The organism is Clostridium sp. UBA5988 (assembly GCF_002435615.1).
Classification (GTDB): Bacteria; Bacillota; Clostridia; order Clostridiales; family Clostridiaceae; genus Clostridium_J; species Clostridium_J sulfidigenes.
The window spans coordinates 1-21,955 of record NZ_DJBA01000037.1; the positions used below are offsets into that span (position 1 = coordinate 1).

22 protein-coding genes are annotated in these 21,955 nt (G+C 29.8%); 18 read left to right on the forward strand and 4 right to left on the reverse strand.

From position 1 onward, the window contains the following. Window positions 1–120: 120 nt before the first annotated feature. The 5 genes from B3J31_RS10320 to B3J31_RS10340 all read left to right on the forward strand — a co-directional run bounded on the left by B3J31_RS10320 (window position 121) and on the right by B3J31_RS10340 (window position 3,943). Window positions 121–915, forward strand: a complete 795-nt coding sequence (locus tag B3J31_RS10320; RefSeq protein WP_346868213.1) for a hypothetical protein — start codon at window positions 121–123, stop codon at window positions 913–915. Between the two features lie 15 nt (window positions 916–930). Continuing rightward, a complete protein-coding gene (locus tag B3J31_RS10325; RefSeq protein ID WP_150844583.1) occupies window positions 931–1,596 on the forward strand; it encodes an ATP-binding cassette domain-containing protein in 666 nt (221 codons plus the stop codon). Then, window positions 1,596–2,123, forward strand: coding sequence for a hypothetical protein (locus B3J31_RS10330; RefSeq protein ID WP_346868212.1), 528 nt, complete (start codon window positions 1,596–1,598; stop codon window positions 2,121–2,123). The genes B3J31_RS10325 and B3J31_RS10330 overlap by 1 nt, the downstream gene beginning before the upstream one ends. 9 nt (window positions 2,124–2,132) lie before the next feature. After that, the gene (locus B3J31_RS10335) at window positions 2,133–3,062 is read left to right on the forward strand and encodes a hypothetical protein (RefSeq protein WP_346868211.1); all 930 of its coding nucleotides are present in this window, start codon (window positions 2,133–2,135) and stop codon (window positions 3,060–3,062) included. A 266-nt stretch (window positions 3,063–3,328) separates the two neighbouring features. Then, a complete protein-coding gene (locus tag B3J31_RS10340) occupies window positions 3,329–3,943 on the forward strand; it encodes a hypothetical protein (RefSeq protein WP_346868210.1) in 615 nt (204 codons plus the stop codon). Between the two features lie 167 nt (window positions 3,944–4,110). Here B3J31_RS10340 and B3J31_RS10345 read toward each other — a convergent pair whose 3' ends face one another. Continuing rightward, window positions 4,111–4,380 (reverse strand): hypothetical protein, encoded by a 270-nt coding sequence (locus B3J31_RS10345; protein ID WP_150844587.1) that lies wholly within the window; start codon window positions 4,378–4,380, stop codon window positions 4,111–4,113. Window positions 4,381–4,643: 263 nt separating this feature from the next. Here B3J31_RS10345 and B3J31_RS10350 point away from each other — a divergent pair, with 263 nt between their 5' ends. The 7 genes from B3J31_RS10350 (at window position 4,644) to B3J31_RS10380 (ending at window position 14,597) form a co-directional block, all read left to right on the forward strand. Then, window positions 4,644–5,564, forward strand: a complete 921-nt coding sequence (locus B3J31_RS10350) for a DUF4351 domain-containing protein (protein WP_150844588.1) — start codon at window positions 4,644–4,646, stop codon at window positions 5,562–5,564. Window positions 5,565–5,959: 395 nt separating this feature from the next. Then, window positions 5,960–7,483, forward strand: coding sequence for a type I restriction-modification system subunit M (locus tag B3J31_RS10355; protein WP_346868208.1), 1,524 nt, complete (start codon window positions 5,960–5,962; stop codon window positions 7,481–7,483). 13 nt (window positions 7,484–7,496) lie between these two features. Beyond that, window positions 7,497–8,792, forward strand: coding sequence for a restriction endonuclease subunit S (locus B3J31_RS10360; protein ID WP_346868207.1), 1,296 nt, complete (start codon window positions 7,497–7,499; stop codon window positions 8,790–8,792). Window positions 8,793–8,838: 46 nt separating this feature from the next. After that, a complete protein-coding gene (locus tag B3J31_RS10365) occupies window positions 8,839–9,222 on the forward strand; it encodes a hypothetical protein (RefSeq protein ID WP_346868206.1) in 384 nt (127 codons plus the stop codon). Between the two features lie 6 nt (window positions 9,223–9,228). Further along, a complete protein-coding gene (locus B3J31_RS10370) occupies window positions 9,229–10,434 on the forward strand; it encodes an SIR2 family protein (protein WP_346873964.1) in 1,206 nt (401 codons plus the stop codon). Window positions 10,435–10,706: 272 nt separating this feature from the next. Beyond that, window positions 10,707–13,871: a type I restriction endonuclease subunit R gene (locus tag B3J31_RS10375; RefSeq protein WP_346868204.1), complete on the forward strand. Its 3,165-nt coding sequence runs from the start codon at window positions 10,707–10,709 to the stop codon at window positions 13,869–13,871. A 12-nt stretch (window positions 13,872–13,883) separates the two neighbouring features. Beyond that, window positions 13,884–14,597 (forward strand): SprT family zinc-dependent metalloprotease, encoded by a 714-nt coding sequence (locus tag B3J31_RS10380; RefSeq protein WP_346868203.1) that lies wholly within the window; start codon window positions 13,884–13,886, stop codon window positions 14,595–14,597. A gap of 76 nt (window positions 14,598–14,673) precedes the next feature. Here B3J31_RS10380 and B3J31_RS10385 read toward each other — a convergent pair whose 3' ends face one another. Next, window positions 14,674–14,913, reverse strand: coding sequence for a BhlA/UviB family holin-like peptide (locus tag B3J31_RS10385; protein ID WP_346868214.1), 240 nt, complete (start codon window positions 14,911–14,913; stop codon window positions 14,674–14,676). A 159-nt stretch (window positions 14,914–15,072) separates the two neighbouring features. Next, window positions 15,073–16,095: a branched-chain amino acid aminotransferase gene (locus B3J31_RS10390; protein WP_346847134.1), complete on the reverse strand. Its 1,023-nt coding sequence runs from the start codon at window positions 16,093–16,095 to the stop codon at window positions 15,073–15,075. Between the two features lie 253 nt (window positions 16,096–16,348). On the opposite strand from B3J31_RS10390, the gene B3J31_RS10395 reads away from it, so the two are divergent. The 3 genes from B3J31_RS10395 to B3J31_RS10405 all read left to right on the forward strand — a co-directional run bounded on the left by B3J31_RS10395 (window position 16,349) and on the right by B3J31_RS10405 (window position 18,571). After that, entirely contained in the window at window positions 16,349–16,564 is a 216-nt protein-coding gene (locus B3J31_RS10395; protein WP_346873965.1) for a heavy metal-associated domain-containing protein, read from the forward strand. Between the two features lie 160 nt (window positions 16,565–16,724). Continuing rightward, on the forward strand, window positions 16,725–17,567 hold the full coding sequence (locus B3J31_RS10400) for a class I SAM-dependent methyltransferase (RefSeq protein WP_346868202.1): 843 nt from the start codon (window positions 16,725–16,727) through the stop codon (window positions 17,565–17,567). A gap of 80 nt (window positions 17,568–17,647) precedes the next feature. Then, entirely contained in the window at window positions 17,648–18,571 is a 924-nt protein-coding gene (locus tag B3J31_RS10405; protein ID WP_346868201.1) for a hypothetical protein, read from the forward strand. Window positions 18,572–18,681: 110 nt separating this feature from the next. Here B3J31_RS10405 and B3J31_RS10410 read toward each other — a convergent pair whose 3' ends face one another. After that, window positions 18,682–19,350: a RusA family crossover junction endodeoxyribonuclease gene (locus B3J31_RS10410; RefSeq protein WP_346868200.1), complete on the reverse strand. Its 669-nt coding sequence runs from the start codon at window positions 19,348–19,350 to the stop codon at window positions 18,682–18,684. Window positions 19,351–19,719: 369 nt separating this feature from the next. Here B3J31_RS10410 and B3J31_RS10415 point away from each other — a divergent pair, with 369 nt between their 5' ends. The 3 genes from B3J31_RS10415 (at window position 19,720) to B3J31_RS10425 (ending at window position 21,947) form a co-directional block, all read left to right on the forward strand. Further along, on the forward strand, window positions 19,720–20,103 hold the full coding sequence (locus B3J31_RS10415; RefSeq protein WP_150844600.1) for a nucleotidyltransferase domain-containing protein: 384 nt from the start codon (window positions 19,720–19,722) through the stop codon (window positions 20,101–20,103). 375 nt (window positions 20,104–20,478) lie between these two features. Next, window positions 20,479–21,519, forward strand: a complete 1,041-nt coding sequence (tsaD, locus tag B3J31_RS10420; RefSeq protein ID WP_346868199.1) for a tRNA (adenosine(37)-N6)-threonylcarbamoyltransferase complex transferase subunit TsaD — start codon at window positions 20,479–20,481, stop codon at window positions 21,517–21,519. Window positions 21,520–21,803: 284 nt separating this feature from the next. After that, complete coding sequence (locus B3J31_RS10425) at window positions 21,804–21,947, forward strand: hypothetical protein (RefSeq protein ID WP_346868198.1); 144 nt, start codon at window positions 21,804–21,806, stop codon at window positions 21,945–21,947. The last annotated feature ends 8 nt before the right edge of the window (window positions 21,948–21,955 follow it).

Consider the following 21,955-nt stretch of genomic DNA (forward strand, 5'->3'; position numbering starts at 1 on the left):
TTTTTCTATGAATAATTCAGGTAAATATTATATATTTAATTTTCCTTCATATAGCTCTTTATTTAATAGGTAGAGAGATTTATAAGAATAAAGATTTTATAAGTAAAGGATATTAGTATAATGGATAATTTAAAATCATTTAAAAATATATTAAAGTTAGATTTGATTCATGGATTTAATTTTTATAAGAAAAAACTCATATTATTTTTAGTTATCATGCTTATTTTGAATATAGGATATATAGGAACTATAAATAATTACAATGGAAACTTAATGGATTTATTTTTCACTATATATAAAGATTTACGGTTTAATGAAATATCACTAGATATTCCTATAAATTGGTTAATTATAAATGTTTTTTTAGTATTCATTTTAGGAGATTTTATTAGTGAAAATATTAAAAGAGATTCCAACTATATTTTACTTAGAAGCAAAAAAATTTTTTTATACTGGATATCAAAGTGTACTTGGATTGTTATAAATGTGATTTTTGTATATTTAGTACTAATGGGTTTAACCTATTTATTAGGGGGAGCAGCTTTAGGATTTAGTTTAGGAAATAGTAGCTTAATAGATAATGAATTAGCTATTAAAGTACCCCATTTTACTATTCTTATGTCAATGATTACAACATATATATTAACATCCATAGCGTTGGTATTTATGCAATGTACACTATCAATAGTAGTAAATTCTAGATATTGTTTTTTTATAACAACTGTAATTTTAATAATGTCTATAGTATCTAAAAATAAATTTCTTATAGGAATTCATTCTATGGTTTTAAGACATAATTATTTTAATATTGAAATTGGGTTATCAATAACATTTTCAATTATCTATACAATATTGATAAGTGTTATATTGATGATTTTGGGATATAAATTATTAAAACATAAAGATTTTATATAATAATGAGGTGTATTTATGAATGAAAATTATTATTTAAAGGTAGAAAATCTATCTAAAGAAATAAAGAATACAAGAATTCTTAATAATATAAATTTAAACCTTAATAAAGGAAAAATATACGGATTTAGAGGGAAAAATGGTTCAGGAAAAACTATGTTATTTAGAGCTTTGTGCGGGTTGATAAAGCCCACAGAGGGAAGAGTAGAAATTGATGGACAAGTATTAGGAGAGAATATTTCATTTCCTGAAAGTGTGGGGGTTGTTATTGAATATCCTGGTTTTTTACCAAACTTAAGCGGCTATGAAAATCTTAAGCTTATTTCTGAAATTAATAATAAAGTAGGAGCTAAGGAAATTAAAGAAATTATATCAGCTGTAGGATTAGATCCAGAGGATAAGAAGAAGTTTAAAAAATACTCTTTAGGTATGAAACAACGCCTAGGAATAGCACAGGCCCTAATGGAAAATCCAGAGCTAATAATATTGGATGAACCTACCAACGCATTAGATTCAGATGCAGTATTATTGATTAAAGAATTACTTATCAACATGAAAAATAATAATAAGTTAATTTTATTAGCAAGTCATGATAAAGAGGAATTAGAGGTTTTATCAGATGAAATTTTTTATATAGAAAATGGTTCTATTGTTAATCATGAAATATTAAGGGAGGAGCAGTAATGAAAAAAAGTAAAATAGCAATATTTTTATTAATTACTATTCTATTAATATTTGGATATCGCTATTATAAGGTTAATCAGAATGTTCCTTTAAAATATACAATGGAATATTACAAAAATGGAACTCATGCAGATTGTGAAGGTCTTGAAATAAAGATACTTTCAACAGAAACTAGAAAGTCTGATGCAACAAATCAAGTTGGAACAGAGTATATAGAACTTGTAGTGAACTCAGAAATTGTGAACACCACCTCTGAGGTTAAGGATGCTATTACTTTTCAAGAATCTGCAATAGTAATGGATTATTATAGTACCTATGCAGGTCCTGCAAAGCTATCTGAGGGGGATTTAAGAAATGTTCAACCAGGAGAAAAACTATTAGTTACACAGGTGTATACTCTTGAAAAGGAAGTATATGAAAAAGGAAAAGATAATGTGTATATGTATTTAGGAGAAAAGCTATACCCTAATGAAACAAAGGAAAAATTTTATGAAGGCATTAGATATAGAAAGGCACTAAAGGTTTAGGGGGGAAATATGAATAAAAAATCTAAAGGTTATATAATAGCAATAGTATTAACAATAATAGCGGTATCCCTTGTGGTATATGAAATTAAATCAAATAGAGTTAATCTTAGCATTTTTAATAAGGAAGAAGAAGTTTCACCATGGAAAGAAGAAGTTATATCATGGGAAGAGGAAAAGAAAGCAAGTAATGATAACAAGGAAGTAAAATTATCACAAGAAGATGAAGAGCTGTTAAAGAAAGAGCCTACAGGTGAAAAAATATTAAAAAGTATCAATTCTCCTGATAAGGAAGAGATACATTATAAAATGATAAATGCTGTAGACAATTTTAAGACATGTAAGGGAGAGTTTATTGAAGAAGGTTCCATGGGAAACTCTCGTATGAAATGCACCTTTGCAGTTGATACAGAAAATAAAACTTCTGTAAGTATAGATGATTCGGAAGGAAAAGAGCCTGTAACTTTAATTTATCATGATGATAAAAGAAAAGTTTTTGATGATAATGATAAAATCTATAGAGAATTTGAGGAAATTCAAAATAAGAGAAAACCTACAATAGTAAGACCAATTAGATTATATTTAAAACCAGATCTAAAGAGAGCAGACCTTGGGTATTTAGGGATAAGCCACTATATTATTTCTGCAGATGCGATTTCTACATATCTATTTATTTATGAAGATTGGGATTATACAGAGTCAACTTTTTTAGAAAGAGATGTATATAAGCTAGAAGGAGTAATTGATCCAGGACTATCTAATATGGCACAGGGTAAGTTTTCTTTATTTATGGATAAGGAAACTGGAATAATACTTCAATTTCTATCCTTTGATGATAATGGAAATGTCAAATACAAATTAGAATGTACTAGTTTGGAAGTAAATATTCCAATAGATGAAAGTGTATATAATAAAGATGTTTCTGAATATACTAGAAAATGATAAATTACAATACAAATTGAGGTATGAAAATGAAAAAAGTAGTGAAAGCTCTGAGAAGATGAAATTCTCAGAGCTTTGATTATTTATTTTTACTTTCATGTATTGAATTTATACTTTTAAGTAAAGTTAATGATATATAGTATAATTTATGTTAAAATTTTAAGTATAATATAAAAAATATAATGTTTTTACATAGTTATTATAAAAATTATGTTAAAGAACATAAAAATAAGGCTATAATTAGCTAAATATGGGGGTAAAAATCTATGAAGAAGAGAATTTTAGCATTACTACTTGTAACTACAATGGCAATTGCAATGGTAGGCTGTGGTGTAAAGGACTCAGACCATGGAGATAAGGCAGAAAAGAAAACAGAAAGTAACGGGGGAGAGATGTCTTCACAAAAAAATTTGTTTGATGTAGAAGTAACATTGCCTGCAGCTTTTTTTAAAGATAGTGACAAGTCTACTATAGAGACAGAAGCAAAAGCAAAAGGGGTACATGAAGTTAAAGTCAATGAAGACGGTTCTGTAACCTACATTATGGATAAGAAAACTCATAAAGAGTTATTAGCAAGTATGAAACAGGCAGTAGACGACAGTATTAAGGAGACTTTAGCTGATAAAGAAAATTATCCTTCTTTTGCAGAGATAAAATATAATGATGATTTGACACAATTTGATATTATGGTTGATAAAGCATCCTATGGTGGACTTCAACCTTTTGTAGCAGTAGGATTTTATATGTCTGGAAATATGTATCAAGCTATGAATGGAAAATCTTTTGATACAGCAAAAACCATAGTGAACTTTAAAGATAAAGCTACAGGAGAAGTTATTGAAAGTGGGGATTCTTCAGCGCTAGGTAAGGGCGGAGAATAGGTTATAAATTTAAAGGGGAGTTACATTTATATATGAAGAGTAGATATTGAAGGAATAAAAATAATAGGGGTTTTCTTAAAGTAAAATAACTTAAATAAATGGTGAGCATGCACTTATATAAAAGTACATACTCACCATTTTTGATAGGATTAGTGATATATTATAGTTTACATAGTAACTTTATATATAAAAAATATAAAGGCAAGGGTTATGATAGTAGTAAGTATACAAATTGTATAGCCTATTTTTTTAGAATTTTTCTTATAAATATAGTCTAAACCATCTAAAAATCCAAGTGTAGCAGCTGTGATTAAACTGAATATAGATACTATCCTAAAGGTAATATCATTTTTATTAGAGGAATAATAAACCATGTAAAATAAATAAAAAAGTGACATGAGAGATACAGTAGTTAGTAATGTCTTAAATTTCTTCATAGTGCCTCCTGAGTTTTATATTCTTTGAAGTTTTAATAATTATTTCTAGATTATATATAAAGTATATACTAATAAGTAATAATTTTGAAGGGGAGGTATAATTGGTTATTGGATATATTAAATAGTTAAAGGATTAGAGTTATTCAACTAGAGGTAAATGAATAAGTAGAAGAAGTATACACAATATAAGAATGTATATTCGTATAAATTCTTTTTAGTTGGAAATAATAAGTAATATAAACAACTAGAAAGAGGAGATAATTATGGATTATAATAAAGTAGAGGATGCTGTATTAAAAAAAGCAATGGAATTTTTTAAAGATAATGCCGTAAGTTTCTTTGGCATTGATACAAGAATAATAGCTTCAGCAGAAACAGAGATAAAAAATATTGATATTAAAACTAATTATACTGATTATCTATTCTACACAGAAGATGGGGGATATCTACATTTTGAATTTCAAACCACAAATAAAAAGGATGATTTAAAAAGATTTTTATATTATGATGTATCATTATTTTATAAAGAGGGAAGAAAAGTAAGAACACTTGTTATATATTCTTCAGGAATAGAAAATGTAGAAACATACATAGATGCAGGAACTATAAAATATGATATAGAAGCTTTTTATATGAAAAACTTAAATGGTGATGAAAAACTAGAGTATTTAAGAGAAAAAATATCAAAAGGTGAAAAATTAACAGGAGAAGATATATTAACTTTAACATTCTTACCACTAATGAGGAGCAAGAAAAATAAAAGTGATGTGACAATTGAAAGTATAGAGCTAGCAGAAAGAATACCGGAAAGTAATGAAAAACTTCAGTGTTTAACTTTATTATATGCTTTGTTCGATAAATTTGGAGATGAAATATCAAAGAAAAAGTTTAAGGAGGTAGTAACAATGACAGAAATAGGTAAAATGATAAGAGAAGAAGGGATAAAGGAAGGAATAAAAGAAGGAAAAGCAAAAGGAATAGAGGAAGGTAAGTTAGAGGGAATAAAAGAAGGCAAAGCAGAGGGAAAATCAGAGATACTTATTAAGCTACTCATTAAAAAGTTCAAGTCTGTATCAGAGGAATATAAAGAAAAAATAAGAAAATTACCAGAGGACACCATAGATGTAATAGCTACCGATATATTTGACTTAGAAGACATTAGAGATGTAGAGAAGTATTTTTAATGAGGTAATTTAAATACGAAATAATGGATCAAAGTATTTATTAAATCAATAATAATTTAGTAAGTTATATTTTATATAAATAAACACAAGCCATTTCTTTTTAGAGATGGCTTGTGTTTATTTGGTAAAGGGGATAATTTTAAGGTTAATAATTAAGAAAAGGTAAGAAGAAGAATAAAAATATGACCGTACTCATAGCCAACATCAATAATAATACAATTTATGATATAATTTAAAGTGTGAAAACTAAATGTAAATTAAGTGATATAAGTGTTATAGAAAAAGGTTCAATAACTCTAAAATACTATTGTTGAGGTAGTAAGGAATATAAAAATTGGGGATTATAACTATAGAAAATAAGTAATTAAGTAACAAAAAGTTGAAGAGGTGCAAATATGGAAAAGCTTACAATACAAAAATTAGAGAAAACTCTATGGGATGCAGCAGATATCCTTAGAGGTGAATTGAATGCAGCACAATATATGGATTACATATTTGGATTGCTATTTTTAAAGAGAATGAATGATCAATTTGAAATTGAACAAAAGAAAAAGATAGAAGAATTTGCTAAAATGGGATTACCAAAGGAAGAAGTTAATTTATTAATAGAAGATCCATCAATCTATGAGAACTTCTATGTACCAGAAAGAGCAAGATGGTCTAAATTAAAAGACTTAACTTTAAACATAGGACCAGAACTAGATAAGGCATTTAAAGCAATAGAAGATGAACCTAAAAATGCAGAGCTTACAGGGGTACTTACTACGGCTAACTATAATGATAAAGAAAGAGTTCCAGATAAGAAGTTATCACAACTTTTAATATTATTTAGTGAATTACCATTGGCAAATGAAAACTTAGAAAGTAAAGATATATTAGGAAATGCCTATGAATACTTAATCAAGAAGTTTGCAGATCAAGGTGGTACTAAGGGTGGAGAATTTTATACTCCAGAACAAGTTGTTAAAACATTAGTTGGTATAGTAAAACCTAAAGAGGGAGAATCAATATATGACCCAACTACAGGTTCAGGAGGTATGTTAATTCATAGTACCCATTACATAGAAGAACATGGTGGAAATCCTAAGAATGTATCCTTAAATGGTCAAGAAATAAACCTTTCTACTTGGGCTATATGTAAAATGAATATGTTATTTCATGATGCAACAGGAGCAGACATTAAAAAAGGGGATACTATAAGAGAGCCAAAACATACAAATGGTGGAGTATTAAAAACTTTTGATGTAGTTCTTGCAAATCCTCCATTCTCACTTAAAAATTGGGGAGAAGAAGAAGCCAAAGGAGATGCTTATGGAAGATTTGTATATGGCATACCTCCAAAATCCTATGGTGATTTAGCCTTTGTTGAACATATGATAGCAAGTTTAAACTCTAAAGGAAGAATGGGAACAGTAGTACCACATGGAGTATTATTTAGAGGTGGAGCAGAAGGAAAGATAAGAAAAGGTCTATTAGATAAAAATACAGATTTAATAGAAGCAATAATAGGACTACCACAAAACATATTCTATGGAACAGGAATACCAGCAGCACTGCTTATTATTAATAAGGATAAGGCTGAAAATAGAAAAGGTAAAATATTATTTATAGATGCATCATCTGGATTTATTAAGGATGGAAATAAGAATAAATTAAGAGATGCTGATATAGAAAAGATAATTGAAACCTTTGATAACTTTGAAGCAGTAGAAAAGTATGCAGAAGTAGTACATCTAAAGACTATAGAAGAAAATGATTATAACTTAAACATAAGTAGATATGTTGATACATCAGAGGAAGAAATCGAGATTGATATAGATTTAGTACTACAAGATATAAGAGAGCTAAAAATGAAGATAGTTGAAAATGAAGAAAAACTCAATGGATATCTTGAAGAATTAGGATTTGACATAATATAAGGTGGTGAAGAAGGTGAAAGAAGGATATAAGAAAACGGAGTTGGGATGGATACCAGAAGAGTGGGAAGTTAATACAACTGGTAAAATATTTGAATTTATAGGCGGATTATCAATTTCAAGAGAAAAATTAGGAGCAGAAGGGGTAAATTATTTACATTATGGTGATATACATAAAAGAAACGAAAACTTTATTGATTTAGAAGTTGATGAGCAGTGGATACCTAAATTCAATGAAGAATATAAAAATATAAAAAATGGAGTAAAGTTAGAAACAGGGGATGTAGTTTTTGCTGATGCTTCTGAAGATTATGAAGGAATAGGAAAGAGCGTATCTATTATTAATTATGATAATAAGCCTTTTGTTGCGGGATTGCATACTATTGTAGGTAAAGATAGAAATAATCTTTTAGATGAACATTATAAAAGATATTGCTTTAGTACAAAAAATATCAGAAAACAATTTAGAGTATTAGCAACAGGTACAAGTGTATATGGAATATCAAGAGAGAATATTAAAAAGATTAAATTCTTAATCCCACCACTAAAAGAACAACAAAAGATAGCGGAAATTCTTTCAACTATAGACACTCAAATAGATGATACAGATAAACTTATTGAAAAGACTAAAGAATTAAAGAAGGGGTTAATGCAGAGGTTTTTAACCAAGGGAATAGGACATACAGAGTTTAAAATCACTGAGGTTGGGGAGATTCCTGTGGAGTGGGAAGTAAAGAGCCTAAAGGATATTTCAAATATTAAAAGAGGAGCATCACCTAGACCTATAAAAGATACAAGGTGGTTTAGTGAAGAAAAAAGTATTGGATGGATTAGAATTAGTGATGTAACTGCATCTTCAAAATATTTAACAAATACAATGCAGTATTTATCAGATGAAGGTATTAAAAAAAGTAGACCTGTAAAGGTAAATGATTTAATAATGAGTATATGTGCAACTGTAGGGAAACCAATAATAATGAAAATGAATGCATGTATACATGATGGATTTGTATTACTTGATGAGATTAATACTAAAAAATATGAGAAAGAGTTTTTATATTATGTTCTACAGAAATATGAAAATGATTTTAAATCTATGGGACAAATGGGTACACAATCAAATTTAAATACCGAATTAGTTGGTGGGTTAATTATAGGAGTGCCAGCTTTAAAAGAACAACAAAAAATAGCATATATATTCTCATCAGTAGACTCTCAAATAGAAGAATATGAAAATAAAAAATCTAAACTGGAAGAATTAAAAAAAGGTTTAATGCAACAACTTTTAACAGGAAAAATTAGAGTAGTTTAAAGCTAATGGCATTACGAATGGAGTGAAAGAAGGAGGAAAAAATACTTTGAAAGATGGATTAAAAATAAATATAAGCAAAGTATTAAGTAAGCAGGGGTCTTTGCCAATATTATTTGTTGGAGCTGGTATTTCACAAAGATATTTGAAATTAGCTAATTGGGAAGGACTGTTAAGGTATTTGGCTCAAAGAGCCAAGGATACTGAATACCCATTTGAGACTTATAAGAATATGGCTAAAAATAGTGATATCAAAGTAGGGGAATTTCAAAAGATAGCTGAACTTATAGAAAAAGATTTGTCCTTAAAGTGGTTTGAAGAAGAGAAATTTAAAGAAATACGAGAAGAATATAAAGAGGATATAATTAACGGAGTTTCACCTTTAAAAATTGAAATTGCAAACTATATAAAAAAATATTCTTTGAATTTATAAGAAGAAATGAGCGAGGAAATTGAGTGTTTGAAAAGAGTTGGCAATAAGAGTATAGCAGGTGTTATTACTACAAATTATGATAGTTTACTGGAAGGTGTATTTTCTGATTATACAAGGTTTATTGGACAAGAAGAATTGATATTTTCACAAATACAAGGGGTAGGTGAAATATATAAAATACATGGATGTTGTACTAAACCAGATTCAATAATTATAAATGAAGATGATTATGTAGATTTTCAAGAGAAAAATCCATATTTAGCATCAAAAATATTAACTTTATTTCTGGAACATCCTATTGTATTTATGGGATATTCAATAGGAGATGAAAATATAAGAAATATTTTAAGAGCGATAGTGAGATGTCTATCTAAGGAAAAAATAGAAGTGCTAAAAGAAAGACTTATATTTATAGAATGGGATAAGGAAGGGAAGAATCAAGGATTTTCAACTCATACAATAGCCTTTGATGATGGAAAGTTTATAAATATGACTAAAATTTCTTTGCAAAATTATGATGTATTATTTGAGGCAATGCTACAAAATAAAGCAAAGTATAATGCACCTATGTTAAGAAAATTAAAAAAAGACATATACGAACTTGTTTTAACAAATGAACCAACTGAAAAGGTTAAGGTTGTTGGGTTGGAAGATGATGATAAGTTAGAAGATATTGAAGTAGTAGTAGGAGTAGGTGTTATATCGGAGTTTGGAAATAAAGGTTATATGGGATTAACTGCAGAAGAGATATTTCTTGATGTTATGTTTGACGATAGGCAATTTGATAGTAATATGGTTGTAGCACAAAGCTTACCAACGCTATTATCACACAATAGTAATAGTATTCCGATATATAAATATATTTCTAATTGTAATTGTAATATTCCTCAAAAAGTCGAGAAGGAAATAAAGAATAACTTTGATCAGTTATTAAGTAGGACAATAATATCAAAGAGAGAAAAAATGACTGAATTTAAGGATAAAGAAATAGATGATATAATTAACTTATATGGAGAAGAAAAGTCTTTAGAATATATAGCAATGTTATCTGAAGAAAGAATTAATGTAGATAGATTAAATAAATTTTTAATTAGTTTTTATGGCAAGAATAACGATATATTTAAGAATGGAACAACTAATATGAAAACCAATTTTAGAAGATTAATAAAGATTTTTGATTGGTTAAAATATCATAATAAAAAAGAATCCTAGTCCAAGTGAGGAGCGAATCACTCACCAAGTTACTAAGATTCTCTAGATTACTTCCGAATGCCTAGTTTGAATAGCAAGGAGCGAATCACTTGCCTCTACTAAGCACTATAACCATAATATATGTTTCTATAAGTAAATTATACACTAATAATATGAATTTGCAATAATATTATTACGTTTATTAAAACTTAGTTTAATAAAGAGGAGATATTTCAGTTGTTGCATAAAACGCAACAACTGACTAAGTAAGTAAATATGCGGGGTGAGAGTCATTGGGGAATTTAGGTAATGAAGAATCCTTAGTAGAACTTCCAGCTATAGAGTATCTAACTAGAATACATGGTTATAATTTCATTGAAGGAGACAAGCTAACTCCTGATTATGGTGAAAGAGATACTTTAAGCGAAGTTATACTAAGTAAAAGAATGAAAGCATCTTTAAAGAAACTAAATCCTTGGATTTCTGATGAAAATGCTGAAAAGGTTGTTCGTAAGTTCAGCAGGGCAGAGGCTTTAGGTGCAGGTCTTTTAGAGATTAATGAAAAGATTTATGATTATATAGTTCATTTACAATTAACTGTGGATCAAATTATAGATGGTAAGAAGGAAACTCCAACAGTTAAGTTAATAGAGTTTGATGTTGATAAAATAGGCAATAATGATTTTTTAGTTACAAGACAGTTTGTTATTAAAGGGCAACAAGAGAACATAAGACCTGATATTATAATTTTTATAAATGGTATGCCAGTAATTGTTTTAGAGTGTAAATCTCCATTCAAAGAAACTAAGGTTAATGAAAACGTTGGTAAGTATGATGGATTTCAACAGATTAGAAGATATATGAATGGTAGGGAAGCGAGTTTTATAGAGGGAGCAGAGAGATTATTCTACACTAACTTTTTAACTGGTATTCTAAATAAATATACTGCTTTTATTGGTACTATAAGTTCAGGGTACAAGCACTATATAGAGTGGAAAGATGCTTATCCAGTAGAGAATAAAGAGGTTTATGATGTTAAAAATACTCCACAAAATATATTACTTCAGGGGGTATTTAAGAAGGAAAACCTTCTTGATATAATGCAGAATTTTATCGTTTATGATGTGGACAAGGAGAATTCTAGAAAAGTTAAAAAGATATGCAGATATCAACAGTTTAGAGCAGTTCAAAAGTCATTAAAGAGATTGGAAGAGGGAAAAACTCCTTTAAGTAAGGGGGGCGTAGTTTGGCATACTCAGGGCTCAGGTAAATCGCTTACTATGGTATTCTTAGCAAGGAAAATAAGAAATCATAAGAAGCTTTCAGATGCAACTATAGTCATTGTTACTGATAGAACAGATTTAGATGAGCAAATTTATGAAACCTTTACTAATACTATAACTAATGGAACCCCAGTAAGAGCTGATAGCATTGAAGATATGAAAAGACTTCTTAGAAACTCTAATGCTCAGATAGTTACAACAACTATTCAAAAGTTTCAAAGTGAAAAGGAAGAAAGTAAACTTCAAGATAAAGTTCAAAATGAAAAATTATATCTTGAAAAAGAGTATGAAATATTATCAACTAAAGCCAATATTATTGTTATGACAGACGAGGCTCATAGGAGTCAATATAAAGGTACTGCTACAAACTTAAGAACTGCATTACCGAATGCTGCATTTATAGGTTTTACAGGTACTCCCATAGATAAAGATGATAAATCTACACCAAGAACTTTTGGATCTTATATAGATAAATATTCTATTAAGATGGCTGTTGATGATGGGGCTACTGTTAAAATTGTATATGAGGGAAGAAGGCCAGATTTACACATTAGTGGTGAGTCTTTAGAGGAATTGTTTGATCAGGCTTTTGAAGATAAAACAGATGAAGAGAAGGAGGCTATTAAACAAAAATATGCCAACAAAAGAACTGTAGTAGAGGCTGAGGAAAGAATTGAGGAGGTAGCAAAGGATATTCTTACTCATTATAAGGAGTATATCTATCCCAATGGATTTAAAGCACAGATCGTATGTGTATCTAGAGAAGCCTGTGTTAAATATTATAATGCTTTGAATAAGTATATGAAGGATATAATGGGAGAAGAATTAGAATGTAAAATAATCTTTTCAGGTAGCAATAATGATGAACCATATTTAAGAGAACACCACACATCAAAGGAAGAACAAAAAGAGATATTAAAGAGTTTTAAAAAGAAAACTTCTGAAAATAATCTATGCTTCTTAATAGTTAAGGATATGCTTCTAACAGGTTTTGATGCACCTATAGAGCAGGTAATGTATTTAGATAGACCACTTAAAGAACATACCCTATTACAAGCAATAGCCAGAGTAAATAGAACTTGTGGAGATAGTAAAAGGTGCGGATATGTAGTTGATTACTATGGAGTTTTAGACTTTTTAGAAGAAGCTCTAGCCATATTTGATAAGGAAGAACTAGGTAAACCAATGGAGTCTATGGGTTCTTTATATGATGAAATGATGTCTTATAGAGAAAATATTATGAGGATGTTTATAGGTGTAGATCATAATAATATAGATGCTTTAGTGAAAGTAATTGAACCAGATGATAAAAGAGCAGAGTTTGAAGTAGCCTATAAGAAGTTTTTAGGAGCGGTAGAAGCTTTAATGCCAGGGCATGTATCTACAGATATTCAAAATGATGTTAAATGGTTATCCTATATTAGAGCAGCAGCCAAGGTAAGATTTAATCCTGAAAAGAAATTAGATATTGCTGATTGTGGAGAAAAGGTTAAAGCATTAATTTCAAAGCATTTGACTTCTAATGGAGTAATGCAGTGGATAGAGCCTATAACATTATTTGAAGATGACTTTCAAGCTAAGATAGAAAACCAAGTCTCTGATGAAGCAGTGGCATCTTCTATGGAACATGCTATAAAAAATGTTATAACCTTAAAAATGGATGATAATCCTGTTTTCTATACAAGTCTATTTGAAAAGCTTCAACAAATTCTAGAAGAAACTAAAAATGACTGGATAGAGAAGAAGGCTAGACTTAAAGAGTTTATCAATAGAGAAATGGAAAATGGTGAGCAAAGTAAAGCTGATGAACTAGAATTAAGTAAAAGAGAATTTGCTTTTTTTGAAACACTGAGAGAAGCTTTAGAAGGGGGAAATGAAGGTGCATCAGATGTTGTTAAGGAAGATAGCGTTGAATATCTATCAAATGATGTAATAGAGTTTTCAAAGGAATTCTCAAAAGAGTTTGATAAAAAGATGAAAGATGAATGGCATATAGTTGGGTGGACAGAAAATCCAACTAAATATTCAGAAATAGAGCAAAAGGTTTATATGTTTTTGCTATCCAAATCTCCAAAATTAAGAAAGTGGTTTGGAACAGAGTCAATAAGCAAGGTAAAACAATTAAAAGAGAGCATGATGAAACTTGCTAAACTACATTATGCTACATTAGATTAAAAAGGTGATTAAATGAAACTTAGATTTAAGTTTGGAACAAAAGATATAGAATTCAATGTCAGTTATAGTAATAGAAAAACCTTGGCAATAGAAGTAGAAACCAATGGGGAAGTAAATGTAGTTGCACCAATGGGAGTTTCAGAGGAAGAAATATTAAAAAGGGTTAAATCTAGAGCTGTATGGATAGTGCAAAAGCAATACCAGGTTAGAAATATAAATGTAAATAAAATTAATAGAGAGGCTATAAATGGAGAGTCATATTTATATTTAGGAAGAAACTATACCTTGCAGTTAATTTTAGATGAACAAAGTAAAAATATAAATGTAAAGCTATTTAGAGGAAAGTTTATTGTTACCACTTATACTAATGATGAAGATAAGATTAAAGTTGAATTAGAGAAGTGGTATAGGGAAAAGGCTATTAAAAAGATAAATGAAAGAGTTAAGTATTATATTCATTTTTTTAGTAAACAACCTAAGAGTATTAAAGTTAAGGAACAAAAGAAAAGATGGGGAAGTTGTACATCTAAAGATGAATTATTATTCAACTGGAGATGTGCTATGGCTCCAGCTTATATAATTGACTATATAGTTGTCCATGAAATGTGTCATATGTATTATAAGGATCATTCTAAAGAATTTTGGAATATGGTAAGTGAGGTTATGCCTGATTATGCCAGTAGGAGAATGTGGCTTAGAGATAATGGAATAAAACTGGATTTATAGACTCTTTACTGTAGAGAGTGTACATGAGAATAAAAAATAAGCCAACGACACTAAAGCGTCATTGGCTTACCTCTATTTATTCTTTACAGTTATTCTTTATAACATGCTGTTTTATATCTTCAACATCCTTTTTTACATCTTCCATTATGCTTAATTTATCTGTTATTTTTGATATTATCTCCTGGTAGTTCTTTTCTCTTTCTTCTTGCTTTTCATCTCTTTTTTCTTGAGCTTTTAATATATAGAATATTAGAAATATGCTGAGCACTGCCCATATTCCTTGAGACATTGCTATTTTCAATATTTCACCTTCCATTAATTTCAACACCCCCCCATAGTTATAGTTAGGATAATACTTAAACTTTTACTCATGCTTAAAATATCCCTTATTACTATATATGCAGATGTGTTTATTAATGCAATTACCTAAAGAAAGGCTCACCATAATTTTTTATGATGAGCCTTAAATATTATATTAAACTTCTACGTTGAATATCCATCCTTCTGGTGCTTCTATATCGCCAGCTTGAATTCCTAGTAAAGTTTCATAAAGTTTTCTAGTTACTGGGCCAACTTCTGTTTCACTATGGAAAACGTGTTTGTTTTCTTTATGTTGGATTGCTCCGATTGGAGTGATTACAGCTGCAGTACCGCAAGCTCCAGCTTCTGCAAATTCACCTAAGTTATCTATTAATACGTCTCTTTCTTCTACCTTCATACCTAAGTTATGCTCAGCTAAGTATAATAGAGATCTCTTAGTTATACTTGGTAATATAGATGGAGATTTAGGTGTAACAAAGGTACCATCTTTAGTTATTCCAAAGAAGTTTGCAGCACCTACTTCTTCTATTTTTGTATGAGTTGCTGGATCTAAATAGATACAATCAGCAAAGCCTGCTTTAACAGCTTCTGCATGAGGTAATAAGCTTCCAGCATAGTTACCACCAACTTTAGCAGCACCAGTTCCCATAGGAGCAGCTCTGTCAAAGTCAGAAGTTATGAAGTTAACTGGAGCCATTCCACCTTTGAAGTATGGTCCAACTGGTGTAACAAAGATTCCAAATATATATTCCCTAGCAGGACGAACACCTACATTGTCACCTACGCCTATTACGTAAGGTCTAAGATATAGTGTTGCTCCACTTCCATATGGTGGGATAAGTCTTTTATTTGCTTTAACAATTCTTCTGCAAGCATCTAAGAAGAATTCTACTGGTACTTCTGGCATTAAAACTCTTCTACAGCTTTCATTTAATCTTTTAGCATTTTGATCAGGTCTGAATAAGCATACTTTTCCATCTTTATGAGTATATGCTTTTAAACCTTCAAAACATTGTTGTCCATAATGCAAGCATGTTGAACCTTGGCTAATTGTTATTTTATCATCTTCAACTAAGTTTCCTTCATCCCATTGTCCATCTTTATAATGAGAAATAAAATTAAAATCTGCCTTTAGGTAATCAAACCCTAATTCTTTCCAATTAAATTCTTTTTCCATTACCAAATCTCCCCCTAATAAAATTAACTTTTTTATTTGATTTTTTAATGTGTAGTTAACATAATCCTTAATTTTTAATGAAATCATATACTTGCAAATGAAATTATGTAAATGAAATCGTATACTTTTTTATGTTTAAAAAATTTAGAATTATGTGCCTATAATACTATACTAACACTTTTAAATTTTTTATCAATAATTTTTCATGATTATATTAATACTATATGTATATTAATGAAAGGAGAAATTAGAAATGAAAAAAAGATTAACCGTTGAAGGTATGACTTGTGGAAAGTGTGTTACCAATGTTAAAACAGCATTACAAGGAGTTCATGGGATTGATAATGTGGATGTACACCTAAAATCTCAAATAGTAGTGGTTGATGGAACAGATTCTGTTAATGATAAAGAAATGAAGTGTGTCATTGAAGATGCAGGTTATATAGTAGAAAAAATAGAGCAGGCTTAGTTTAAAATGGAATAAAATGTTATGGGGTCAGACCCCCAGGAATAAAATGTAAGGGGGTCTGACCCCATAACAAAAATTACAATGTAAATAAGAAGGTATTATGGTATTAATTGCAGAATAATATATCAGTATTATTTTAAGAAGACATGGAGGGATATTAATGTACAATCCAAATGAAATTAAAAGTTTTTATAACAACTATGGTGAGAGAGAATGGCAGAGGTTAGAGCTTACACCTTATGATAGGATTAATTATTATCTTCACATGGATTTTCTTAAGGACTGTATAGGAGAAGGCAAAAAGGTTTTAGATGCTGGCTGTGGAGCAGGGAGATTTAGTATAGAATTAGCTAAACTAAAAAATAGAGTTACTTTATTTGATATATCTACAGAGCAGTTAAGAATTGCTGAAGATAAATTAAAGGAAAATAATTTGATGGCTTATGTGGATAGGATTATAAATGGAGATTTAGCGGATTTATCAATGCTTGAAGATAATACCTTTGATACGGTGATTTGTTATGGAGCGCCTCTTAATTATCTTTTAGGAAATGTGGAAAAGGCTGTTAGGGAGCTCGTTAGAGTTACGAAACCAGGTGGACAAGTTCTAGTTAGTGTAAATAGTAAATGGGGAGTGATAAGAACACAATTAGGTAGGGAGGATTTTGATTATGTATCCTTCTTTGGAAAACCAAATTATTGGTATATACCTGAAGTTGTAGAAACTGGTAATTTACCAAAACATGAGTTAGTGTCTCATCCTGAAAGACATTTCTTTGAAGCAGAAGAGTTAGAGGCTTTGCTATCAACTTGTGGATTAGAGAATATAACCTTAGGGGGAAGTCCTTGTATATCTAGTGGGTTTAGGAAAGCTGTAAATGACATTGAGAAGGATAAGATAGCTTGGGAGACTTTACTTGAAATGGAGCTTAAGTCTTATTGTAAGAGAACTTTAGCTGATAACGGAGAGTTTTTATTAGCTAGAGGCGTTAAGTTGGAATAAAATGTAATGGGGTCAGACCCCTAGGAATAAAATGTAAGGGGGTCTGACCCCAAGGAAATTTTTAGGAAGGAGCAGAATTAATGTTAGATCAACGTGGTTTGAAGTCCGTAAGAAATTTTTCAGTATGTATGTTGTTAATAAGTATTGTAATTAATATAGTACTTGTACTTCGGCATTTTGGGTATGATGTTAATATTATTCAAGATTTAGGATATGGAATTAGTATAATCGAAGAAATAAATATAAAAAAATATGTTGAATTTTTCACTTTGCCTTTTGTGGCTACTGCTATTGCAAGTGCAATAAATAGAGCTAAGGATTTATCCCAAGAAGCTAAGGATGAGATGAGATCTAAAATGAAATTAATGAAATTGGGTACTATTTTCTTCATTTTATATATTCTTTTTTCTGCACTTATAATAAAGAAGTCATATTTTATTGTTGCCGCTTTTATAATGCTAGGAATCTATGTGAACCTAATATTTATTACAGAGAAAATTATAGTGTTGGGGTTGAATGACCATCAAATGAAGTGGCGAGCAGCAGTAAACGGTACGGATTACCCTGTGGAAGGTAGTAGTATATTTTGGAGATTTAAACCTTGGTTTATGCCTTTTGAAAGGGTACCATTTAGTAAAAGGAGTCTTGGATTATATAATATTGTTGTTATGGTTATATTTACGTATACCCTAATAGAAAGTAAAATAACTGATATATTTGAGGTTATATTTTTTATAATTGTTATAAGAGAAATTTTTTCTCTTATAGAGTATATCTTAGGATTATATACATCTTTAATAGGTGTATGCACTGGGGTGACAGAATCACAGGAGAGCAGAAATAGAAGCCAGTATTGGACCGTATATGTTACTGACTTTAAAAATAAAAGAGAAATTGCCTATAGAACTTATAATTATCCTTTTATATCTCGGGGAGAAGAGGCTAAAGTTGTTCATGGCATGTTCTCTAAACGAGTAGTTCTCATTAATGGAAGAACTATTTAAAATTTGTGGCTTTTGTAAATTATAAAAGGTTGAGCATGTACTTAATAATTATAAGGACACGCTCAATCTTTGTTTAAATAAATTTATTACTTTAAATTCCTTGTGTTTTTTTAGAATAGTTTTTTAAAGCAACTTTTACATATTAGAGTTTTTCCTTTATTGCAGGACATGATATTATCTTTGGAAACTTCCTTTAGACAAAGTTCACAGATTTGTTTAGAGCCTTTACTGGAAGATAGATTGTTATCTCCAGGGGAAAACTCTTTGCATAAACCTAAGGCACTATAGCTATCTAAGGTTTTATTTTTTTTGTTACTAGGAGGTTCATAATTTATTATGGGCTGTTGTTCTTCTAGCTTAACTATTTTATAATCCATGGCATAGGAACTTTCCCCAAAGAGTTCTAGTTCAAATCTAGGGTTTTCTTTATCGTAAAATTCTTCTATAATAAGTCTTCTTACTTGAGCATCATTTATGATAAGGCCACTTTTTTCAACACCATCTAAAATACTTTTTGTTATGTTGTTTGTGTCTGGATGACGTTTTTCACTTTTATAATAAACCTTAAGGACAGCTATAAGTGCCTCTGTTAAGGTTACACTTGGATTTTGAACCCTACATTCGTAGGCTATTTCTTCCTCGTATAGTGCATATCTATCATGATATTTTCCAGAGTTATATGGTAAAATAGCTCTGTTACTGCTATTGAAAAGTTTAAAGTTAGATTTAGAAATTGGTGATCCCTTTACCACAACTTTAGCATAGTTAATATCTTTCATTTTAATTCCTCTTTCTATGATTGTGTGATTAAGGTATCTTCAAAAAATAAGTAAGTCAGAATGCTCGTCTATTTTGTGTTATACTGCGTCAACAGAACCCTTAGATAGTGCTACTATCTGCGGAACCCGTTTCCTTGTCTAACTCAAAATATACTTCTCATCTTTGACTTATTATTTATTTTCAGATGCCTAATTGTTGATATAAATAACTTTAGTAAGTATATTATAACACAGGAACTTATGTTTGAATAAGAATAAAATACTCTTAGATATTTCAGGGTGAAAAAACCTTTATCTATACTAAAAAAGTCAATTTGGTATATAATACTAAGTATCAAGGGAAACTAAAATAGAGAGGTGGTATTTATTGTGGAAAATATACTAAACTTAATAGTTAGTACTCTTAAAGAATATGATTTTATTGATTGTGCATTTTTGTTTGGAAGCTTTGGAACAGATGACTTTATGGATGATAGTGATATAGACATTGCAATTTTAACTAATAAGAAAATAAGCTATATAGATTTGTTAGAAATAGAAGAACTTCTTGAAAATAAGGTAGGAGTTAAAGTTGATTTAAATATATTAGATGAACTTCCTGAGCATATTCAACTTGATATAAGTATAAGGAATGAAGCTTTGTTTATAAGGGATTACAAGAACTTTGATAAGTATTTAGATAAATTAAATTATTGGTATAAAACTGAATATCCGTTTTGGATAAAACTAATGTCTGAAAGGGGACGTGCCTAATGTCTAGAATCAATAAAATTATTTATACCTTCTGTTAGACTAAGAAATAGAATTGCCCATGGATACAAGCAACCTAATACTGAAATTCTTATAGATTACTACAAAAATAATAAGGAAATGTATGAAATATTTATAAAGAGTATCCTTGACACGTTATCAAAATGTGAGGATAATAGTAATTTTACAGGTTAAAAATATGTAATTACTCTTTAAAAAATGATAAAATGTATGAAGTAATCACATTTGTTGATATAATTGTATAAATGTGTGGATATATTATTTTAGCATGTGGATAAGTTTAAGTTAGTACCTTAAGGGTAAACTTTTAATATAAACTTTCATAGTGTGTAAATTATTTAAAAGTAGGTGAAAAATATGAAAGAAGCAAATGAAGTAAAAGAAAATTTTAAAATACTTGCTATAGAGTCAAGTTGTGATGAAACAGCAGCTTCAGTAGTAGTGAATGGAAGAGAAGTTTTATCTAATGTTATAGCTTCTCAAATTGATATACACAAAAAATTTGGTGGAGTTGTGCCAGAGGTAGCTTCAAGAATGCATATAGAGGCTATTAGTGCTGTGGTGGAAGAAGCACTTAGAGAAGCAAATCTGACTTTTCAAGATATAGATGCAGTGGGCGTTACCTATGGGCCAGGTCTTGTGGGAGCTTTACTTGTGGGGCTTCAATATGCTAAGGCTTTGGCTTATGGATTAAATATTCCCCTTATAGGAGTGAATCATATTGAAGGTCATATAAGTGCTAATTTTATTGAGCATAAGGATCTAAAACCACCTTTTATTACTTTAGTAGTATCAGGAGGACATACCTTTATTGTTCATATGAAGGATTATGGCAGCTTTGAAGTTCTAGGAGAAACTAGAGATGATGCAGCAGGGGAAGCCTATGATAAAGTGGCTAGAGCTATTGGGCTTGGATATCCTGGTGGACCTAAAATTGATAAGATTGCAAAAGAAGGAAATGAGGATGCAATTAAGTTTCCAAGGGCAAATTTCCACGATAAGACACTAGATTTCTCCTTTAGTGGAGTTAAATCAGCAGTACTTAACTACTTAAACTCTCTTCAAATGAAGGGTGAGAGCTATAATCAAGCTGATGTAGCTGCTTCCTTCCAAAAGGCTGTGGTAGATGTACTGGTAGATAATGCTATGAAGGCTTGCAAAGAGAAACAAGTAGATAAAATAGCTATATCTGGAGGAGTTGCATCTAACTCTTATCTTAGAGCAAAGCTTATGGAAAGAGGAGAAAAGGAAGGGATAAAAGTTTTATTCCCAGCACCAATTTTATGTACAGATAATGCAGCTATGATTGGAAGTGCTGCTTATTATGAGTATAAATCTGGTAGAATTGCAGATTTAACACTAAATGCAGTACCAAACTTGAAGTTAGGACAAAGATAGATACAAAGATTTAAATTTAGGATTTCAAATGTTGAACCACACCATAAGTAAGCCTATAAATCTTTGATTTAGTTAGGCGAACTTACTCAGCGAACGAAGTGAGTCGAGTTTCCTTTAAGATCAAGCGTGATTTATAGCCTTAGGCATTGACATAACTTGCCTAAGGCTATTTTTATAAGTGAAAATAGCGTATCATAAGTAATGGTATATTTACAAAATATGTTATAATAAAATTAGGAACAAGTTTAAGTAGTAGACAAATAGTAATTTATAGAGGTGATTTTATGGAAGATTTGGTATTAAAGAAAGTATCAATAGAATATGGTGATGACATATTTTCGTATAAAAATGAGTTTATTTATAATGATGAATCAATGGATGGAACAGGTTTTTTAAGAAGTGCGAATTCTCCAAATGAGTTGGCTTGATTGCGATG